A 17,740-nucleotide genomic window follows, 5' to 3' on the forward strand; every position below is an offset into this window, starting at 1 on the left:
CCTTGAACACCCAGTTTTCTCGAACACTTTTAACAAGGAAAATCGACATGGGCACAATTCTTATCATTATCCTGATCCTGTTGCTGATCGGTGGTCTGCCGGTCTTCCCGCACTCCAGAAGTTGGGGTTATGGTCCTTCGGGCATTATCGGCGTGGTGTTGGTGGTGCTGCTGGTCTTGCTGTTACTTGGCAGGATATAAAACCCCAAGACAAAAAAAGAGGCCCTCAGGGGCCTCTTTTTTATGCAGCGGTTTTATCAGTCAGGCTTGCCGTTGACGACACCGGCTGTGTTGTCCATCAGGCTCTTGGTCGCTGTTTGCAGGAACGCTTCAAGCTTGAGCTTCAGTTCGGCGGTACGCGGTGCGTCCGGAATGATCTCGGCAGAAGGGTTCGCGCCCAGTTGGTACTGGTAGATCTTCGGCGCCATTTCCTTCTCTTTCGGCAGCACCAGGATCTGGTCGGCGGTGACGATGGCCGTGGTCTGCTCGCTGCCCGACGGTTTGATCACACCGAAACCGGTGTCGCCGGCCGGCAGGTTCAGCAGGTCGCGGCCCCAGCACTGATGACGTACTTCGCCACCCAGACGGCCCATGATGGTCGGCACGATGTCGATCTGGGTGCCCACGGTGTGGTCGCGGGTGCCGAACTTCTCCTGGATGCCCGGAGCAATCATCAGCATCGGCACGTTGAAGCGGCCCAGGTCCATTTCGGTGATCTGGCGCTCGTTGCCGAAACCGTGGTCGCCGACGATCACGAACAGGGTTTCCTTGAAGTACGGCTCTTTACGCGCCTTCTCGAAGAACTGACCCAGTGCCCAGTCGGCGTAACGCATGGCGGTCAGGTGTTCGTTGAGGCTGCCACGATCGGTCACGCGCTCCACCGGCAATGGCGTCGGCAAGGCGTACGGCGTGTGGTTGGACAGGGTTTGCAGCAGCGCGTAGAACGGCTTGCCGTTTTCCCGTGCCTTCAGCTCCTGCAGACCACGGTCGAACATGTCCTGGTCGGACACGCCCCAGGTCGGATCGGAGAACACCGGATTGACGAAGTCGTTACGGCCAACGAAGTTGGTCATGCCCTGGTTGCTGAAGAAGCCCGACTGGTTGTCCCAGGCGAAGTCGCCGTTATAGACATACACGTCGTCATACTTGCGCGCGCTGAGCAACTGCGGCAGGCCGGACAGCTTGTGGCTGCCTTCCGGGGTCTGCATCAGGTATTCGAAGCCCGGCAGGTTCGGGAAGCACGCCATCGTGGCGAACATGCCCTGGTGGGTGTGAGTGCCGTTGGAGAAGAAACGGTCGAACAGCAGGCCTTCCTTCGACAGTTTGTCGAGGTACGGCGTGATGTTGCCCGGTGCGCCCAGGGCGCCCACCGAGTGACCGGCCATGCTTTCCATCAGGATCACGACCACGTTCTTGATCGGCAGGGTCTTGTCGGCCGGTGGCGTGTAGTCACGACGCACGGCAGCGATGTCGGCATCGACCAGTTTGTCGTCCGGCATCACCAGCATCTCGCGCACCACTTTCTGCGCCTGTTCCTGCGGCAGTGTGGCTTTCCAGATGTTGTCGCGATCCTCGCCCATGCGGTCCTTGGCGGCGGCGATCAGCGACAGCGTGCCGTTGAGACCCAACTGGTTGGCGAAGTTCGATTCGGTGGTGTAGACGTCACCCCAACGCAGCGGCGGGCCCTGACGCAGGGTGCCACGGGCAGCGACGACGCAGATCAGCAGGCAGACCACGAATACCGCGAGACGCGTGTACCACGGCGCCACCTGACGCGTACCGACGTTGCCGCCGCTGAACGGGCCGCGTGGACGGGTTGCACGGTCGGCGCCCTTGAAGGCCAAAGTCAGGATCACGGTGCCGACGACCCACGCCAGCAGGTAACGCACCACCGGGAAACCGTACCAGAGCATGCTCATCACGGTTTTCGGGTCTTCTTTCACGTACTGGAACACCAGGCCGTTGAGGCGCTGGTGGAACTCACGGTAGAAGTCCATCTCCATCAGGCCGAGGAACAGCGCGATGCTTGAGGCGACGGTCAGCCACAGACGGAAAAAGCCGCGCGCGGCCATCGCCCGGGCACTGAACAGTGCCAGCACCAGCGGAACGCAGACGTAGACCACCAGGCGCAGGTCGAAACGCAGGCCGTTGGCGAAAGCTTCGAGGAAGGTCGAAGCCGGGGTATCGAGGATCATCTCGCGGTTGTAGACCAGCAGCGCGAGGCGCAGCACGGAAAACATCACCATCATGACCAGGGCACACAGCAGCGTGTAGGCCAGATGCGATTTGACGGTCGGTTGCAGCAGGCGAGTGGAAGATCGCTGCTGATTCAGGGCGTCCGGGTTTGCCATGTCGTTTTAGGACCCATTGGAAGTTGAAGTTGCAAAATACGGCGGCGCCATGCCCTCTATTGGCCATTCCAGGCCCCGGGGCGTGCGCGGTGCGCAAATGTTGCACGATCAACGGCAGCATTGCCATTGATTACTGTCCCACCGTCGGACTCTTTCATTCAAGGCGCGGGGATACGGGGACAACTGCAAAGAGCGCGGGCGAATTGTCTGGAACGCTTTGTGAAAATTTCGTGCAGCGCATATCTGGAAACACAATATAACGACAAAACAAAACGCCCCGAATCAGTCGGGGCGTTTTGCTGTCAGCGCGCGAATTACTTCTCGGCGCGTTCTTTCAGGGCTTTCAGGGTGTTGAATGGCGCGTCGACCACAAACTTGTTGGCAATCATGCTCGGCACACTGCCGCCTGGCTCGGTGTGCACTTGATAGGTCACTTCGACCTGATCACCTTTCGGTACGAACTTCCAGAAGCCTTTGACCTGCGCAACGCGGACAAAGCCTTTCTCTTCGGGAATGTACTTCGGCACGCCTTCGAGGTTGCGGGTCAGGCTGCCATCAGCGCCTTCGACGGTGGTGATGTGCAGCACGGAATCACGCGGCGTCACTGGCCACGGCGTATTGAACTGGGTGTAGGTCCAGCTCTGATCGCCCTCGTGCTTGAGCAGCTTCTGGGTTTTGCACTCGTGAATCCAGGCGCAGGCTCCGGACACGTCTTCCTGCAAGGCACGCAGTTTGGCAACGGTGGTCTTCATCAGGGCAACACCCTGATAGGACTTGTAATCCGAACCCGGCACTTCGGCCAGCGAGACCTTGATCCCGTCCTGCTCCTTGGCGACTTTCCAGTCCTCAGCCTGAGCAACCGAAGTAGCCAGCACAGCCGTCAAACCACACAACACAGCGATACGATGCAGCGAACCCATAGTCTTATTCCTTATTGTTGAAGTTCCGTTCGTTTGACACATCACGCCGCCGTCATCTGCTCCCACCAGCCGATCAACCTGATCGCCTCTTCCCGGCTGCTGCCACAGACTTCGACATCGGCGGCAAATCCCGAGCAGACCGCCGGGCGTTCCGGCTGACCGAAAATGTTGCACAGGTTTTCGACCGAGAGTTGCACGCAACGTTCGCCGGCAGGTTTGCCATTGGGCATGCCTGGGATGGCAGAACTGATGGAGGGGGCAATACAGCAAGCGCCACAGCCTTCACGGCATTTCATGACGACGAGTCCTCGCGACGGGCAATGTGTTAAAGGGACGGCCACAGAGTAACCGCTAAAACGGTTGTTTCAAATTCCCTGAACCGGGGTTTTTACGCAGAAACGAAAGTGACTGACCAGTCTCCGACAAAGCGTCTGGTCTGCGGGTCACGGATCGATTTGATTTACTGCTTGAATTCGAAATCCAGCGCCGCGCCTTCGACTTCACGACGCTCTTCGTTGCGCAGTTGCAGCTGCATTTCGTTACTGAGCAGACGGCCGTTGAGCTGGAAGCCGCTGTTCTTCTCGCCGAACATCTGCGGCAGGATAGCGTCGTGTTTAGGCAGCGTGACGGTACCGGCCGGTTTGAGCTGCTGCACCATGTCCTTGGGCAGGCTCAGATCGAGCTTGGCCGGCGGCAATCGGGTTTTCGCCACCTCACTGGCCGGTTTCGACTTGGAAGCGATCGGGGGCCGCTTCTTCACCGGGGCGGCCTTCTTTTGTGGGGCGTTTTTTACTTGAGCTTTCTTATCCGCAACGGCTTTGTTGCTGGCCGTTTTGCTCGCCGTTGCTGACGCCGCAGGCTTTTCCTGAACGGCGGCTGCCATGACACCGGGCGCATGGCCCATCGTCAACACACCAAACAAAATCCAGGCAGCAGGCAAAATCGCTTTCATGAGCCCTACAACACTAACGGCAGAGGGCCATATGCTCGCCTGTTGAGCGTCACAAGACAAGCATGACGCGCCGCTCGTTCAGAATCCGCCAGCCGTTTCCTGACACAGTTGAGTCGCCAGCAAGCCGAGGGTCATCAGCGCCCTTTCCGCTTCGCGATTCCACGGCGTGCCGCAGTTCAGGCGGATGCAGTGGTTGAACTGCTCCGTATTACTGAAGATCAGCCCCGGTGCAATACTGATGCCCTGCTGCAAGGCGCGGACGTGCAATTCCTGGGTATTGACCCTGCCCGGCAGACTCACCCAGAGGATGAAACCGCCCGTGGGCCGGGTCATTTGCGTGCCTTCGGGGAAGTACTGCTGCACCGCCAGTTGGAACGCGCTGAGGTTTTTCCGGTATTCCTGGCGGATGTACCGTAAATGCCGGTCATAACCGCCATTTTCCAGATAAGCGGCAATCGCCATCTGCGTGACGCTGCACGCCGAATGCGTGGTGAACGTCTGCAGACGCTGGATTTCTTGCTGATACTTGCCGGCGATCATCCAGCCGACCCGCACGCCCGGCGACAAGGTCTTGGAAAAACTCGAGCAGTAGATCACCCGATCCAGCCGATCGTAGGCCTTGAGGGCTTTGGTGCGGCCCTGTTCGAACATCAATTCGCCATAGATGTCGTCTTCGACGATCTGGATATCGAAGTCCGAGGCCAGACGCAGCAGTTGTTTCTGCCGCTCTTCGGGCATGGTGCCACCCAGCGGATTGCTCAGCCGGGTGGTCAGCACCAGCGCCTTGATCGACCATTGGTTGGCCGCCAGTTGCAAGGCTTCCAGGCTCATGCCCGTGGCCGGGTCGCTGGGAATCTCGATCACTTTCAGGCCCAGCAGGTCGGCCAGTTGCAGCAGGCCGTAATAGGTTGGCGACTCTGCGGCGATCAGATCACCTGGACGAGTCAACACCCGCAGCGACATCTGCAGCGCATCGACGCAACCGTGGGTGATCACCACTTCCGACGGATCGACCACCACACCAGCATCGCGCATGCGGATCGCCACTTGCCGGCGCAGCGGTTCGAAACCGGGGCTGAACATGTAGCTGAAAGCGCGAGGGCTATGGAATCGGGTGACCTTGGCCAACTGCTGATGCAATGCGCGCACCGGGAGGTAATCGACACTCGGCACCGCCGCGCCCAACGGGAAAACCCCCTCGCGCCGCGATTCGACCAACACTTGCTGAATGATGCTGGCGCGAGTGACCAGGCCTGGGCGTTCGACCCGGGCGATATCCGGTGTCGGCGCCGTCAGGGCCGGGGTCTGGTGCACGTAGTAACCGGACTGCGGCCGTGCGCGGATCAGCCCCTGATCTTCGAGATTGGCGTAAGCCTGCAACACCGTTGCATGGCTGACATTGAGCTGCGAACTCATCTTGCGCACCGACGGCACGCGTTCGCCGGGCTGATAGACGCCGCGCCGGATATCTTCCGCCAGTTGTTGAGCAATACGTTGGTAGAGCAAGAGGTTGGTCATGACGCAGCACTCGATTTCACGGGCATTTTATTCTTGTGTGAAACAATACCGGAACAGTTTAGAAGTGTACTGGGACAGTTGCCACCATAGTCGACCGTACAGTGCAGTGTCAGCTACAACTGTACGGATTTGCGCGCTATTCGACAGACGTAAAAAAGCCCGGCGCTGCATGACAGGCCGGGCTTTCCAGAGACGCAACCCTCAGCGGGCGGCGCCGAGCTGGCCTTTTTCGTCGGAAAACACAATTTCCACCCGACGGTTCTGTGCCCGCCCGCGCTCGGAAGCGTTGGCGTCCACCGGGTACTCATCGCCGTAACCTTCGACCTGAATGCGCTTGTCCTCAATTCCGAGGTCCATCAGTACATCGGCTACCGCTTGCGCGCGATCACGCGACAGCTTGAGGTTTTCCTGTTTGCCACCGGTGCTGTCGGTGTAGCCCTCGATACGCACCACGCGTTTCGGGTTGAGCTGCAGGAACTGCACGATCTTCAACACCACGCGATTGGCCGAGTTCTTCAGCTCCGCCTCGCCAGTGTCGAACAGCACGTCACCGAGGGTCATCACCAGACCGCGATCGGTTTGCGTGGTGGCCAGCGCGACGATCTGCTCTTCGAGCCACTTGCCCTGCTGCTGCACGCTCAGCAGTTTGGACTCACGCAGAGCCAGTTGCAGACGCTGGCGTTCCAGCTCGAGCTTCGCCGCGCGCTCTTCGTTGAGCACCAGATTGGTGTGTTCGCGAGCGATTTCGCTGTAACGCTGACTCAGGTAGGCGTAATGCACCACGTCGGAGCCACTGCCCCAATAGGTCGACAGGCGATCGGCACGGGCCAGGGACTCACCGGCACGGATCACGTCCTTGGGAGCGATGCGCAGCACATTGGAGTCTTCCTTGACCTTCTGGAAGTCGCTGCTGGCTTGTTGCAATGCGCTTTCACTGTGCTGACCGGCACACCCGAAAAGGCTCACGCAGCCAGCCAGAACCAACCCGCCAAGGGCTTTGGACTTGAGGCTCATTGGGCATCTCCCAGTTGCTTGCGCAGGCGGATGATGCGGGTATTCAGCACGTTCAGTTGCTCTTCGCTCTTTTGCGTCAGCACCTTGGCTTCTGCCAGACGTGCGTCCAGCTCGGCCTGTTCGGAACGCATGCGGGCGTTCTTGTAAGACTCGTCGGCCATGTTGCCCTTGGCCCGGTTGAACTTGTCTTCAGCCAGTTTCATTTCCGGCATTTCATCGGCGGTCGCACCGACAGCCTTGGCCTGGGTGATGGCCTGCTCGGTCAGGCGCATTTGCTCGTTGGGTGCCGGATCGTTGGCGCAGCCGGCCAGGGCCAGAACGGCCATGGCCGCGAAAAGAGGTCGAATACTCACTAAGAATCCCTACTGTTTTGGGGCACTGACAGATGGCTGCGGCTGTTGCTGCTGAGCCTTCCAGCGCTCGATGTTGCGTTGCAGCGCGGCTTCGGTCAGTCCGGACGCGGGCAATTCTGTCATCTTTTTAGCGAGCTGTCCGCGCAACCACGGATCGTTGCAGGCCGAGTTGTGCGAAACCGCGAGGAACAGCCCCGGTCGGTCGATTGGTTGCTCGAACGCCAGCAGATCATTGGCCATGCCCAATGCCTGCGCGGCAGCCATGCCCGAGTAGCGCCCGGCGAGTACATATTCGACTTCACCCAGCAGAAGTTTCTGAAAGGCCTGGGTGATGTTTGCCGTCCGGGTCAGGGTCAGATTCTGCTCGGCGAAAGTGCCGAATGCCTGGGTCATACGAGACTTTTCCGACAGCCCGCCGGTGTGCCCGTGCAGATCCTTGGCTTCGCTGTAGGCCAGCGTCGAGCCTTTGCGTGTCCACACCAGATAGTCGTTTTCCAGCAACGGCGGATAGATGTAGTCGAGGTTTTCCAGCTCGTTGAACATCAGCGGCGTGTCGGCCAGCATGTCCATGCGCCCGCTGCGCACCTCATCGAGGGCCTGCGAGCGTTTGCCGGCGTAGAGCAATTCGACCTTGATCCCCAGATCCTTGGCCACTTGCTGCAGCAGGTCGGCACTGGCGCCGATCAAGTGCCTGGGATTCTGCGGGTCCTGCCACAGGTACGGCGGCGCATCCGGGCTGCCGGTGACGACGAGGCGTTCACATTTGCCGGCAGCCGCAGCCATCCCCGGCAACAGGATCAATCCCAATAACAACCTGCGGCGCAGATCCATGGCAAGACGCTCCCACTCAAATCCCAGACAAAAAAAAGCCCGACCAGAAGGCCGGGCTCTTTATAAGTGAAGCCGCCGGATTAGACCAGCTTCTCCAGCTCAGGTACCGCTTCGAACAGATCCGCCACCAGGCCGTAATCGGCCACCTGGAAGATTGGCGCTTCTTCGTCCTTGTTGATCGCAACGATCACTTTGGAGTCTTTCATGCCGGCCAAGTGCTGGATCGCGCCGGAGATACCGACGGCGATGTACAGCTGTGGCGCAACGATCTTGCCGGTCTGACCGACCTGCATGTCGTTCGGTACGAAACCTGCGTCGACCGCAGCGCGCGAAGCACCGACGGCAGCGCCCAGTTTATCGGCCAGGGCGTACAGGTGTTTGAAGTTGTCACCGTTCTGCATGCCGCGGCCGCCGGAAACGACGATCTTGGCAGCGGTCAGCTCAGGACGATCGGACTTGGCCAGTTCTTCGCTGACGAAGCTGGAAGTGCCGGCGTCGTGCGCAGCAGCAACCGCTTCAACAGTCGCCGAACCACCTTCAGCGGCAACCGGGTCGAAACCGGTGGCACGCACGGTGATCACTTTGATCGCTGCGGTCGATTGCACGGTAGCGATGGCATTACCGGCGTAGATCGGACGCTTGAAGGTGTCGGCGCTTTCTACCGAGATGATCTCGGAGATCTGGTCAACGTCCAGTGCAGCGGCAACGCGCGGCAGGATGTTTTTGCCGTTGGACGTGGCGGCAGCCAGGATGTGGCTGTAGCCCTTGCCCAGCTCTGCAACCAGAGGAGCGACGTTTTCCGGCAGCTGATGCGCGTAAGCTGCATTGTCAGCGTTCAGGACTTTGCTCACGCCAGCGATTTTCGCAGCGGCTTCAGCCACGGCGCCAGCGCCCTGACCTGCAACCAGCACATGGATGTCGCCGCCGATTTTGGCAGCAGCAGCCACGGTGTTCAGAGTGGCCGGGGCCAGCACTTTGTTGTCGTGTTCAGCAATAACCAAGATAGTCATTTAGATTACCTTCGCTTCGTTTTTCAGTTTCTCGACCAGTTCAGCCACCGACTTGACCTTGATGCCTGCGCTGCGTGCAGCCGGCGCTTCGACTTTCAGGGTCTTGTTGGTGGAGGCGGTGGAAACGCCCAAAGCGTCCGGAGTCAGCACTTCGAGAGGCTTCTTCTTGGCTTTCATGATGTTTGGCAGGGACGCATAACGCGGCTCGTTCAAACGCAGGTCGGTGGTGACGATGGCTGGCAGTTTCAGGGAAACGGTCTGCGCGCCGCCGTCGATTTCGCGGGTCACGGCAACGCTGTCGCCGGAGACTTCGACTTTCGAGGCGAAAGTGCCCTGACCGTAGCCGCTCAGTGCAGCGAGCATCTGGCCGGTCTGGTTGTTGTCGCTGTCGATGGCCTGTTTGCCCAGGATCACCAGTTGAGGCTGTTCCTTGTCGACCACTGCCTTGAGCAGCTTGGCCACGGCCAGCGAAGTCAGGTCTTCAGCGGATTCGACGAGGATGGCGCGGTCGGCACCCAGAGCCAGTGCGGTACGCAGCTGTTCCTGAGCGGTGGACGGGCCGATGGAGACGACGACGATTTCAGTCGCAACACCTTTCTCTTTCAGGCGTACGGCTTCTTCCACTGCGATTTCGCAGAACGGGTTCATCGACATCTTGACGTTGGCGAGGTCTACGCCGGAATTGTCCGCCTTGACGCGGACCTTGACGTTGTAATCCACAACGCGTTTGACAGCTACAAGAACCTTCATGGATTCCTCGTTACTCTCCGGTGAAAAGAAAGTCGCCTAGGCGAACCTGGCGGTTGATGCTCATCGGGCACAAGGGCACCTCTAAAAACGCCGGCTGGGGGCGATGACCGTTCGTCAGTGGTGACCAACAAGTCATTGATCTGCACGGTGTGTAAACTGCGCGCCGGACTTGCGCTGCGCATCACCTTGTACTGCCTGTGCCCTGTCTTTAGAGGTGCTCTTGAAACCGCCAGTCTGCCTACGGCGAGCGCAAAACCGCCCGTATCTTGACCGGAACGCCTATTCCGGTCAATACGGCAAAATGGTCGTTCATAAGCCGCGCTTCTTTGATTTCTCTGGGCTGGAGCCGATTCAAACAAACGTTTGTATTGGACGCTCAGAGTGGTGTAGATATAATGCGCCGCCTAGAGAGAAAGGTGGTTTCCCATTATTACCCTTGACGTTAACGTAAAGGCAATAACGGATGCGACACCGAACCTCCAAATTAGAAAAAAAACTGTTGAGCCTTGAGTAGGAGATAGCCTGTGGAACGCGAATACATGGAATTCGACGTGGTCATCGTCGGTGCCGGCCCCGCTGGCCTGTCCGCCGCCTGCCGTCTGAAGCAGAAGGCCGCCGAAGCCGGTAAGGAAATCAGCGTCTGCGTGGTCGAAAAAGGCTCCGAAGTCGGCGCACACATCCTTTCCGGTGCCGTGTTCGAACCACGCGCTCTGAACGAACTGTTCCCGGACTGGAAAGAACTCGGCGCCCCGCTGAACACCCCGGTCACCCGCGATGACATTTTCGTGCTGAAAAACGCCGAAAGCGCGCAGAAAATTCCTGACTTCTTTGTGCCCAAGACCATGCACAACGAAGGCAACTACATTATTTCCCTCGGCAACCTGTGCCGCTGGCTGGCCCAGCAGGCCGAGAACCTGGGTGTGGAAATCTACCCGGGTTTCGCCGCTCAGGAAGCGCTGATCGACGAAAACGGCATCGTGCGCGGGATCATCACCGGTGATCTGGGCGTCGATCGCGAAGGCAACCCGAAAGAAGGCCTGTACACCCCGGGCATGGAACTGCGTGGCAAGTACACGCTGTTCGCCGAAGGCTGCCGTGGTCACATCGGCAAGCAACTGATCAAGCGCTACAACCTCGACAGCGATGCCGACGCCCAGCACTACGGCATCGGCCTCAAAGAAATCTGGGAAATCGACCCGGCCAAACACCAGCCAGGCCTGGTGGTGCACACCGCCGGTTGGCCGCTGGACATCATGGGCACCGAAAACACCGGTGGCTCGTTCCTCTATCACCTGGAAAACAACCAAGTGGTCGTCGGCCTGATCGTTGACCTGTCCTACAGCAACACCTACCTGTCGCCGTTCGACGAGTTCCAGCGCCTCAAGCATCACCCGGTGCTGGCTCAGTACCTGGAAGGCGGCAAGCGCGTCAGCTACGGCGCCCGCGCGATCTGCAAGGGTGGCCTGAACTCGCTGCCGAAAATGGTCTTCAAGGGCGGCGCGCTGATCGGTTGCGACCTCGGCACCTTGAACTTCGCCAAGATCAAGGGCAGCCACACTGCGATGAAGTCCGGTATGCTCGCCGCTGAATCGGTGGCCGACGCACTGTTCGCCGAGAAGGATGGCACTGAAGAGCTGACCTCCTACGTCGAGGCGTTCAAGAAGAGCTGGCTCTACGATGAATTGTTCGCCAGCCGCAACTTCGGCCCGGCGATCCACAAGTTCGGCGCGATCGTCGGCGGCGGTTTCAACTGGCTGGACCAGAACATCTTCGGCGGCAAACTGCCGTTCACCCTGCACGACACCAAGCCGGACTACGCCTGCCTGAAGCTCGCGGCCGACTGCAAGAAGATCGACTATCCGAAGCCGGACGGCAAACTCAGCTTCGACAAACTGAGCTCGGTGTTCATCTCCGGTACCAACCACGAAGAAGAACAGCCGTGCCACCTGAAGCTCACCGACCCGAGCATCCCGATCAGCAAGAACCTGCCGCTGTACGACGAACCGGCGCAGCGCTACTGCCCGGCCGGCGTGTACGAAGTGATCACCAAGGAAGACGGCGAAAAGCGCTTCCAGATCAACGCCCAGAACTGCGTGCACTGCAAGACCTGTGACATCAAGGACCCTTCGCAGAACATCACCTGGGTCACGCCGGAAGGCGCTGGCGGCCCGACTTACCCGAACATGTAAGCCGTATCGCTGAACATCAAGGCTCCCGAAATGGGGGCCTTTTTGTTGCCCAGGATTTTTTCCACAGCGCATGACTCATGTGGGAGCGGGCTTGCTCGCGAATGCGGTGTGTCAGTTGACGGATAGGTTGCCTGACACGCAGCCTTCGCGAGCAAGCCCGCTCCCACAGGGAATCATCGTCGAATCAGGCTACGCGCTCATCACCAGGGCTGCGCTCAAAGTAGCGCTTGTACTCACGACTGAACTGCGACGTACTCTGATACCCCACCCGATGCGCCACCTGCGCCACGCCCAGCCCTTCGGCCACCAGCAACGTCTGCGCCTTGAGCAACCGCAAGCGCTTCAGATACTGCACTGGCGACAACAGCGTGCTGCGCTTGAAGTGCTCATGGAACGACGAAACACTCATGTTGGCGCACCCGGCCAATGTCTCGACATTCAGCGGCTCGGTGTAATGCGCATGCAGATGGCTGATCGACGCCGCCACCCGGGCGAACTGCCCCTGCTGTTCCACCAGCGCGCGCAACACATCGGCCTGCGGTCCGCGCAGCGCGGTGAACAACAATTCACGCACCCGCGCCGGCCCGAGAATCTGGCATTCCAGCGGATCGTGCAGACAGCGCAGCAAGCGTTCGACACAGCCGCGCATGTCATCGTCGAGCACCACCGAGGTCATCGACTCCGGGGTCTGCGCCGGAATGTGCCGCCCCGGCGCCAGCCCCATGGCCAGCACCAACTCGCCGAGCAACACCCGGTCGATGGCCACCGATACTCCGAGCAACGGCGCATCCGGCAAGGCAAAGGTTTCGCACTCGAACGGCACCGGCAGCGCCTGAATCAGGTAGTGCCCGGCGCCGTACTCCATGGTGCGCGGGCCGAGGAACGCCAGTTTGCTGCCCTGAGCGATGATCATCAGGCTCGGCTCATAAATGTGCGGCCCACGCGCCACGTCGCAACTGGCGCGCAACACCTGCACGCCGGGCAGCCCGGTCTGGCTGTAACCATCGCGGAGCGCCAGCGGCTCGATCAGCGAAACCAGGGTGGCATTGGCATCAAGGTGACGGGTCAACTGCATCGGAGGGGTCTTCAAAAAAGTCACGGAAAAAGGCATGCAAGCATCATCGCAGATCCTTTTGCCAATGCGCTTGCCCAGACCTGCATGCCGGAGGATTAGGCATGAGACCCGGAGGAATCGTCATGGCCGCAGCGGCAGTCGGCGCCCAAAATGCGCCACCTCACCTGTCACTGCTTCTGCGAGGTTCCTCATGTACACCGCTATCGGTTATGCCGCCCAATCGGCCACCACTCCCCTCGCCCCGATGAAATTCGAACGCCGCAGCCCACGCGCTGACGACGTGGCGATCGAGATCCTCTACTGCGGCGTCTGCCACTCCGATATCCACCAGGCACGCAACGAATGGGGCATCGCCGTTTATCCGTTGATGCCCGGCCATGAGATCGTCGGCAAAGTCACCGCCATCGGTGCGAATGTCACCCAGCATAAAGTCGGCGATCTGGTCGGTGTCGGCTGCATGGTCGACTCTTGCCGCACCTGCGCCGCCTGCCAGCAGAACCTCGAGCAATACTGCCTCGAAGGCCCGACCATGACCTACGCCACCCCGGACCGGGTCGATGGCAGCAACACCATGGGCGGTTATTCGGACAGCATCGTCGTCAGCGAGCACTTCGTCGTGCGCATCCCTGAAAAGCTGGATCTGGCCAGCGCTGCGCCGATTCTCTGTGCCGGCATCACCACCTACTCGCCGCTCAAGCACTACGGGGTCAAGGCCGGCGATAAAGTCGGGATTCTCGGCATGGGCGGCCTCGGCCACATGGGCATCAAGTTCGCCAAGGCCATGGGCGCGGAAGTCACGCTGTTCACCCGTTCGGCGAGCAAGGCCGAGGAAGGTCGTCGGCAGGGCGCCGATCATGTGATCGTCTCCACCGATGCCGAGCAGATGGCTGCCGCTGCAGGCCAATTCGACTTCCTGCTCGACACCATTCCGGTGCAGCATGACCTCAATCCGTACCTGCAAACCCTGCGCTTTGATGGCGTGCATATTTTGGTCGGCCTGATCGAACCGATCGACCCGCCGGTGCATGCTGCCAACCTGGTGCTGGGGCGCCGCGTACTGGCCGGTTCGTTGATCGGCGGCATCGCTGAAACCCAGGAAGTGCTGGATTTCTGCGCCGAACACAACATCACCTGCGACATCGAAATGCTCGACATCCGCCAGATCAACGAGGCTTACGCGCGGATGATTGCCGGTGACGTGAAGTATCGCTTCGTGATCGACATGGCGACGCTGAAGCTTTAAACCTTCAGACCGAGTTCTGCCGAGAGCCGGGCTGTGACCCCTTTGATCAGGGGAATCAGCTCGGCCATTTTTTCCAGCGGCATGTACGGCACGGTGCTGGCGATGCTGATCGCCGCCACTATGCGCTTGCTCGCATCGCGAATCGGCGCCGCCACGCAGCGGATCGACGGTTCGTTATCCTCCAGATCGAAGGCGTAGCCGCCGGCCACGTACTCGGTCATGCGCTGCTCAAGCTGTTCCCACGACTGCTGGGGATGCTGCGGCCAGAACTGACTTTTCCCACCCGCCGGCAGGCTGATGTCGTACAGCCGCTGCCAATCCTGCGGCGCATCATCGAGCATCAACGCCTTGCCGATCCCGGTGCGTGCCAACGGCATGCGGTGGCCGACCCGCGAGCGCATTTCCGGACCGTTGCGCCCCGGATTCTTCAGCAGGTACAAGACCTCGTCGCCCTCACGAATGCCCAAGTGCACGGTGTCGCCGGTCAGCGCCGACAACTCGTCCAGATAGGGTCCGGCCAGACTCACCAGCGGCAACTCTTCGCGCGCCTGAAACCCCAGCTCGATCAGCTTCGGCCCCAGCAGATAGCCGATTTGCGGCACCACGCGCAGATAGCGCTCGTCGACCAGGCAACTGGCCAGACGATGGGTGGTGCTGCGCGTGGTGCCGATCAGCCGGGCGATCTCTTTCAGATCGCGGGCGCCACTGGCCACCGCCTGCACCACACCCAGTCCGCGAAGCAGGGTCTGGGTGCCGGTGGGCGCGGCGTCCTTGGTTTTTTCCGGGGCGTCTTCCTGCATATCCAGCCTTTACCGTTGAGCGAGGGAACGGGCGGCATTATGGTCGCCCGACGCAGACGACTACAACTCGATACGTTCGACCTTGCCCACCAGCAGCACGTAGGACAATGCACCGATCAGCGCCAGCACCGCGATGTAGGTAATCGCCGGGGCAAACGAATCGCCACTGGCGAGGAACCCGATGACAATCGGCGTGGCAATCGCCGACAGGTTGCCGATGAAGTTGAACACCCCACCGGTCAAGCCGAGCAAACGCGCCGGAGCCAGGGTCGAGACCAGCGACCAGGTGATCGAGGCTAGACCGTTGCCGAAAAACGCCAGCGCCAGGAAGGCAATCACCAGCGGTGTCGATTCAACGAAATTGGCACCGATGATCGAGGTGGAAATCAACAGTCCGCCAATGATCGGCAACTTGCGCGCGAAGCCCACGCTGCAGCCACGGCGGATCAACAGGTCGGAAAAGAACCCCGAGCACAGCACACCCACGAACGCCGCGAGAAACGGCAACGAGGCCAACAGGCCGGACTTGATGAAGTCCATGCCGCGATATTTCACCAAGTAAGTCGGGAACCACGTCAGAAAAAACCACAGCGTCGAGTTCAGGCAGAACTGGCCGAGGTAGATGCCCCACAACTTGCGCTTGCTCAGGACGATGCCGAGATCGGTCCAACTGAACGAAGCCTTGGCGGTTTGCGCCTGAATATCCACCAGCCCGCCGCCCTCGCGGATCAGATCGATTTCCGCGTCGTTGGCACCTTTGAAATCACGCGGTTCGCGATACACCGCGTACCAGATGGCCGCCCAGATAATGCCCGCCACACCTGTCGCGACAAACACCATGTGCCAGCCGAATTGATGTTGCAGCCAGGCCAGCACCGGGGTCAGAAACGCCAGGCCGACAAACTGCCCGGAGGTGTAGAAGCCAATCGCGGTGGCCCGCTCACGCTCGGGAAACCAGGTGGTCACCACGCGGCTGTTGATCGGATAGGCCGGTGCTTCCAGCGCGCCGACCGCCATGCGCAGCACGAACAGCGCAATGAAACTCGCGGCGAAGCCGAGCAGCACCGTGGCCAGCGACCACAGCAGCAGCGCGACGCTATAGAGGATGCGCGGCGGCACCCGATCCACCAGCCAGCCGCCGGGGATCTGCATCGCGGCGTAGGTCCAGCCAAATGCAGAGAAAATCAGCCCGACGTGCACCGGATCAATGCCCAGCTCGCTGGTCAGCGCGGGCGCGGCAATCGACAGGTTGCTGCGGTCGAGGTAGTTGATGACCACGGTGATGAACAGCAACACCATGATGAAAAACCGCTTGCGGCTAGGCGTGACTAAAGACGCCTGCCCGGTGAGGGTTTGCGTTGGCATGGGGGGTGCCTCTTTTTATGATTATTTGAGGTCATTGACGCAATCTCCCATCCATGGAGATCAAACACTGTGGGAGGGGGCTTGCTCCCGAATGCGGGGTATCAGTCGACATCTCTCCAGCTGACATGCCGCATTCGGGAGCAAGCCCCCTCCCACAAGGAATTGTGGTGGGTCAGAAGGGACTCACCACTCGGCAAAACTGCCATCGGCATGGCGCCAGATCGGGTTGCGCCAGCGGTGGCCGACCGCCGCGCGTTCGATCACGTATTCCTCATTGATCTCGATGCCCAGCCCCGGCCCGTTCGGAATCTTCACGAAGCCCTGGTCGTAGTCGAATACTCGCGGATCCTTCACGTAGTCGAGCAGATCGTTGCTCTCGTTGTAATGGATGCCCAGGCTCTGCTCCTGGATAAACGCGTTGTAACAAGCCGCATCCAGTTGCAGGCACGCCGCCAGCGCAATCGGCCCCAGCGGGCAATGCAGCGCCAGCGCCACGTCGTAGGCTTCGGCCATGTTGGCGATCTTGCGGGTCTCGGTGATACCGCCGGCATGCGAGGCATCCGGCTGGATGATGTCGACGTAGCCTTCGCTCAGCACCCGCTTGAAATCCCAGCGCGAGAACAGCCGCTCGCCAAGGGCGATCGGCGTGCTGGTCAACGGTGCCAGCTCTTTCAGCGCTTCGTAGTTTTCACTGAGCACCGGCTCTTCGATGAACATCAGTTTGTACGGGTCGAGTTCCTTCATCAGCACCTTGGCCATGGGTTTGTGCACCCGGCCATGGAAGTCGACGCCGATACCGACGTTCGGCCCGACGGCATCGCGCACAGCGGCGACGTTGGCCAGGGCCAGATCGACTTTCTCGAAGGAGTCGAGGAACTGCAGCTCTTCGGTGCCGTTCATTTTCACCGCGGTAAAACCCCGGCTCACCGCCTCTTTCGCGGCGCGTGCGGTGTCGGCCGGACGGTCGCCACCGATCCACGAATACACGCGGATCTTGTCACGCACCTGACCGCCGAGCAGATCGCTGACTGACACGCCAAGGGCCTTGCCCTTGATGTCCCATAGCGCCTGATCGATACCGGCCAGCGCACTCATGTGGATCGCGCCGCCGCGGTAGAAGCCGCCACGGTACAGCACGGTCCAGATGTCCTCGATGTTGCGTGGGTCTTTACCGATCAGGTAGTCGGACAATTCTTCAACGGCAGCGGCGACGGTGTGTGCGCGGCCTTCGACCACAGGCTCGCCCCAACCGGTCACACCCTCATCGGTTTCGACCTTGAGGAAGCACCAGCGCGGCGGGACGATGAAGGTGGTGAGTTTGGTGATTTTCATCTTCTTGTCTCTCTTGTTAGATGCAGCGCACGCAGCGC

At 60.2% G+C, this 17,740-nt stretch carries 17 protein-coding genes; 3 read left to right on the forward strand and 14 right to left on the reverse strand.

Features of this window, described 5'->3' with window-relative positions; translation table 11 throughout:
• The first annotated feature begins 41 nt into the window (after positions 1-41).
• Positions 42-200 carry a DUF3309 family protein gene (locus V9L13_RS12555; protein ID WP_169432680.1) on the forward strand — a complete coding sequence of 53 codons (159 nt, stop codon included), beginning with the start codon at positions 42-44 and terminating at the stop codon, positions 198-200.
• Positions 201-256: 56 nt separating this feature from the next.
• Here V9L13_RS12555 and V9L13_RS12560 read toward each other — a convergent pair whose 3' ends face one another.
• The 10 genes from V9L13_RS12560 to V9L13_RS12605 all read right to left on the reverse strand — a co-directional run bounded on the left by V9L13_RS12560 (position 257) and on the right by V9L13_RS12605 (position 9,698).
• Entirely contained in the window at positions 257-2,350 is a 2,094-nt protein-coding gene (locus tag V9L13_RS12560; RefSeq protein WP_338802668.1) for an LTA synthase family protein, read from the reverse strand.
• A gap of 314 nt (positions 2,351-2,664) precedes the next feature.
• Complete coding sequence (locus V9L13_RS12565; RefSeq protein ID WP_003226964.1) at positions 2,665-3,270, reverse strand: START domain-containing protein; 606 nt, start codon at positions 3,268-3,270, stop codon at positions 2,665-2,667.
• A gap of 41 nt (positions 3,271-3,311) precedes the next feature.
• The gene (locus V9L13_RS12570; RefSeq protein WP_045122579.1) at positions 3,312-3,566 is read right to left on the reverse strand and encodes a YkgJ family cysteine cluster protein; all 255 of its coding nucleotides are present in this window, start codon (positions 3,564-3,566) and stop codon (positions 3,312-3,314) included.
• Between the two features lie 164 nt (positions 3,567-3,730).
• Positions 3,731-4,222 (reverse strand): translation initiation factor 2, encoded by a 492-nt coding sequence (locus tag V9L13_RS12575; protein WP_338802669.1) that lies wholly within the window; start codon positions 4,220-4,222, stop codon positions 3,731-3,733.
• Between the two features lie 78 nt (positions 4,223-4,300).
• Complete coding sequence (locus V9L13_RS12580; RefSeq protein WP_003226969.1) at positions 4,301-5,740, reverse strand: PLP-dependent aminotransferase family protein; 1,440 nt, start codon at positions 5,738-5,740, stop codon at positions 4,301-4,303.
• A gap of 201 nt (positions 5,741-5,941) precedes the next feature.
• Positions 5,942-6,754 (reverse strand): OmpA family protein, encoded by an 813-nt coding sequence (locus V9L13_RS12585; RefSeq protein ID WP_103484710.1) that lies wholly within the window; start codon positions 6,752-6,754, stop codon positions 5,942-5,944.
• Positions 6,751-7,107 carry a DUF4398 domain-containing protein gene (locus V9L13_RS12590; protein ID WP_177434686.1) on the reverse strand — a complete coding sequence of 119 codons (357 nt, stop codon included), beginning with the start codon at positions 7,105-7,107 and terminating at the stop codon, positions 6,751-6,753. Before V9L13_RS12590 ends, V9L13_RS12585 begins: the two co-directional genes overlap by 4 nt.
• A 9-nt stretch (positions 7,108-7,116) precedes the next feature.
• The gene (locus V9L13_RS12595; protein WP_338802670.1) at positions 7,117-7,938 is read right to left on the reverse strand and encodes a transporter substrate-binding domain-containing protein; all 822 of its coding nucleotides are present in this window, start codon (positions 7,936-7,938) and stop codon (positions 7,117-7,119) included.
• An 80-nt stretch (positions 7,939-8,018) separates the two neighbouring features.
• Positions 8,019-8,948, reverse strand: a complete 930-nt coding sequence (locus tag V9L13_RS12600; protein ID WP_103484712.1) for an FAD-binding protein — start codon at positions 8,946-8,948, stop codon at positions 8,019-8,021.
• The gene (locus V9L13_RS12605; protein ID WP_003226982.1) at positions 8,949-9,698 is read right to left on the reverse strand and encodes an electron transfer flavoprotein subunit beta/FixA family protein; all 750 of its coding nucleotides are present in this window, start codon (positions 9,696-9,698) and stop codon (positions 8,949-8,951) included.
• A gap of 524 nt (positions 9,699-10,222) precedes the next feature.
• Here V9L13_RS12605 and V9L13_RS12610 point away from each other — a divergent pair.
• Positions 10,223-11,887: an electron transfer flavoprotein-ubiquinone oxidoreductase gene (locus V9L13_RS12610; protein ID WP_338802671.1), complete on the forward strand. Its 1,665-nt coding sequence runs from the start codon at positions 10,223-10,225 to the stop codon at positions 11,885-11,887.
• A gap of 184 nt (positions 11,888-12,071) precedes the next feature.
• On the opposite strand, the gene V9L13_RS12615 is transcribed toward V9L13_RS12610, so the two are convergent.
• Positions 12,072-12,962, reverse strand: coding sequence for an AraC family transcriptional regulator (locus tag V9L13_RS12615; RefSeq protein ID WP_338802672.1), 891 nt, complete (start codon positions 12,960-12,962; stop codon positions 12,072-12,074).
• Positions 12,963-13,152: 190 nt separating this feature from the next.
• Between V9L13_RS12615 and V9L13_RS12620 the strand changes: the two genes are divergently transcribed.
• On the forward strand, positions 13,153-14,205 hold the full coding sequence (locus tag V9L13_RS12620) for an NAD(P)-dependent alcohol dehydrogenase (RefSeq protein WP_108588827.1): 1,053 nt from the start codon (positions 13,153-13,155) through the stop codon (positions 14,203-14,205).
• Here V9L13_RS12620 and V9L13_RS12625 read toward each other — a convergent pair.
• From V9L13_RS12625 to dgoD, 3 genes are all read right to left on the reverse strand, one after another.
• The gene (locus V9L13_RS12625; protein ID WP_096794901.1) at positions 14,202-15,005 is read right to left on the reverse strand and encodes an IclR family transcriptional regulator; all 804 of its coding nucleotides are present in this window, start codon (positions 15,003-15,005) and stop codon (positions 14,202-14,204) included. The two genes, V9L13_RS12620 and V9L13_RS12625, sit on opposite strands and share 4 nt — an antisense overlap.
• Positions 15,006-15,065: 60 nt before the next feature.
• A complete protein-coding gene (locus tag V9L13_RS12630; RefSeq protein WP_338802674.1) occupies positions 15,066-16,370 on the reverse strand; it encodes an MFS transporter in 1,305 nt (434 codons plus the stop codon).
• A 183-nt stretch (positions 16,371-16,553) separates the two neighbouring features.
• Entirely contained in the window at positions 16,554-17,702 is a 1,149-nt protein-coding gene (gene dgoD / locus V9L13_RS12635) for a galactonate dehydratase (RefSeq protein WP_007961968.1), read from the reverse strand.
• Between the last annotated feature and the right edge of the window lie 38 nt (positions 17,703-17,740).

The sequence above is a fragment of the Pseudomonas sp. RSB 5.4 genome (assembly GCF_037126175.1).
Lineage (GTDB): Bacteria > Pseudomonadota > Gammaproteobacteria > Pseudomonadales > Pseudomonadaceae > Aquipseudomonas > Aquipseudomonas fluorescens_H.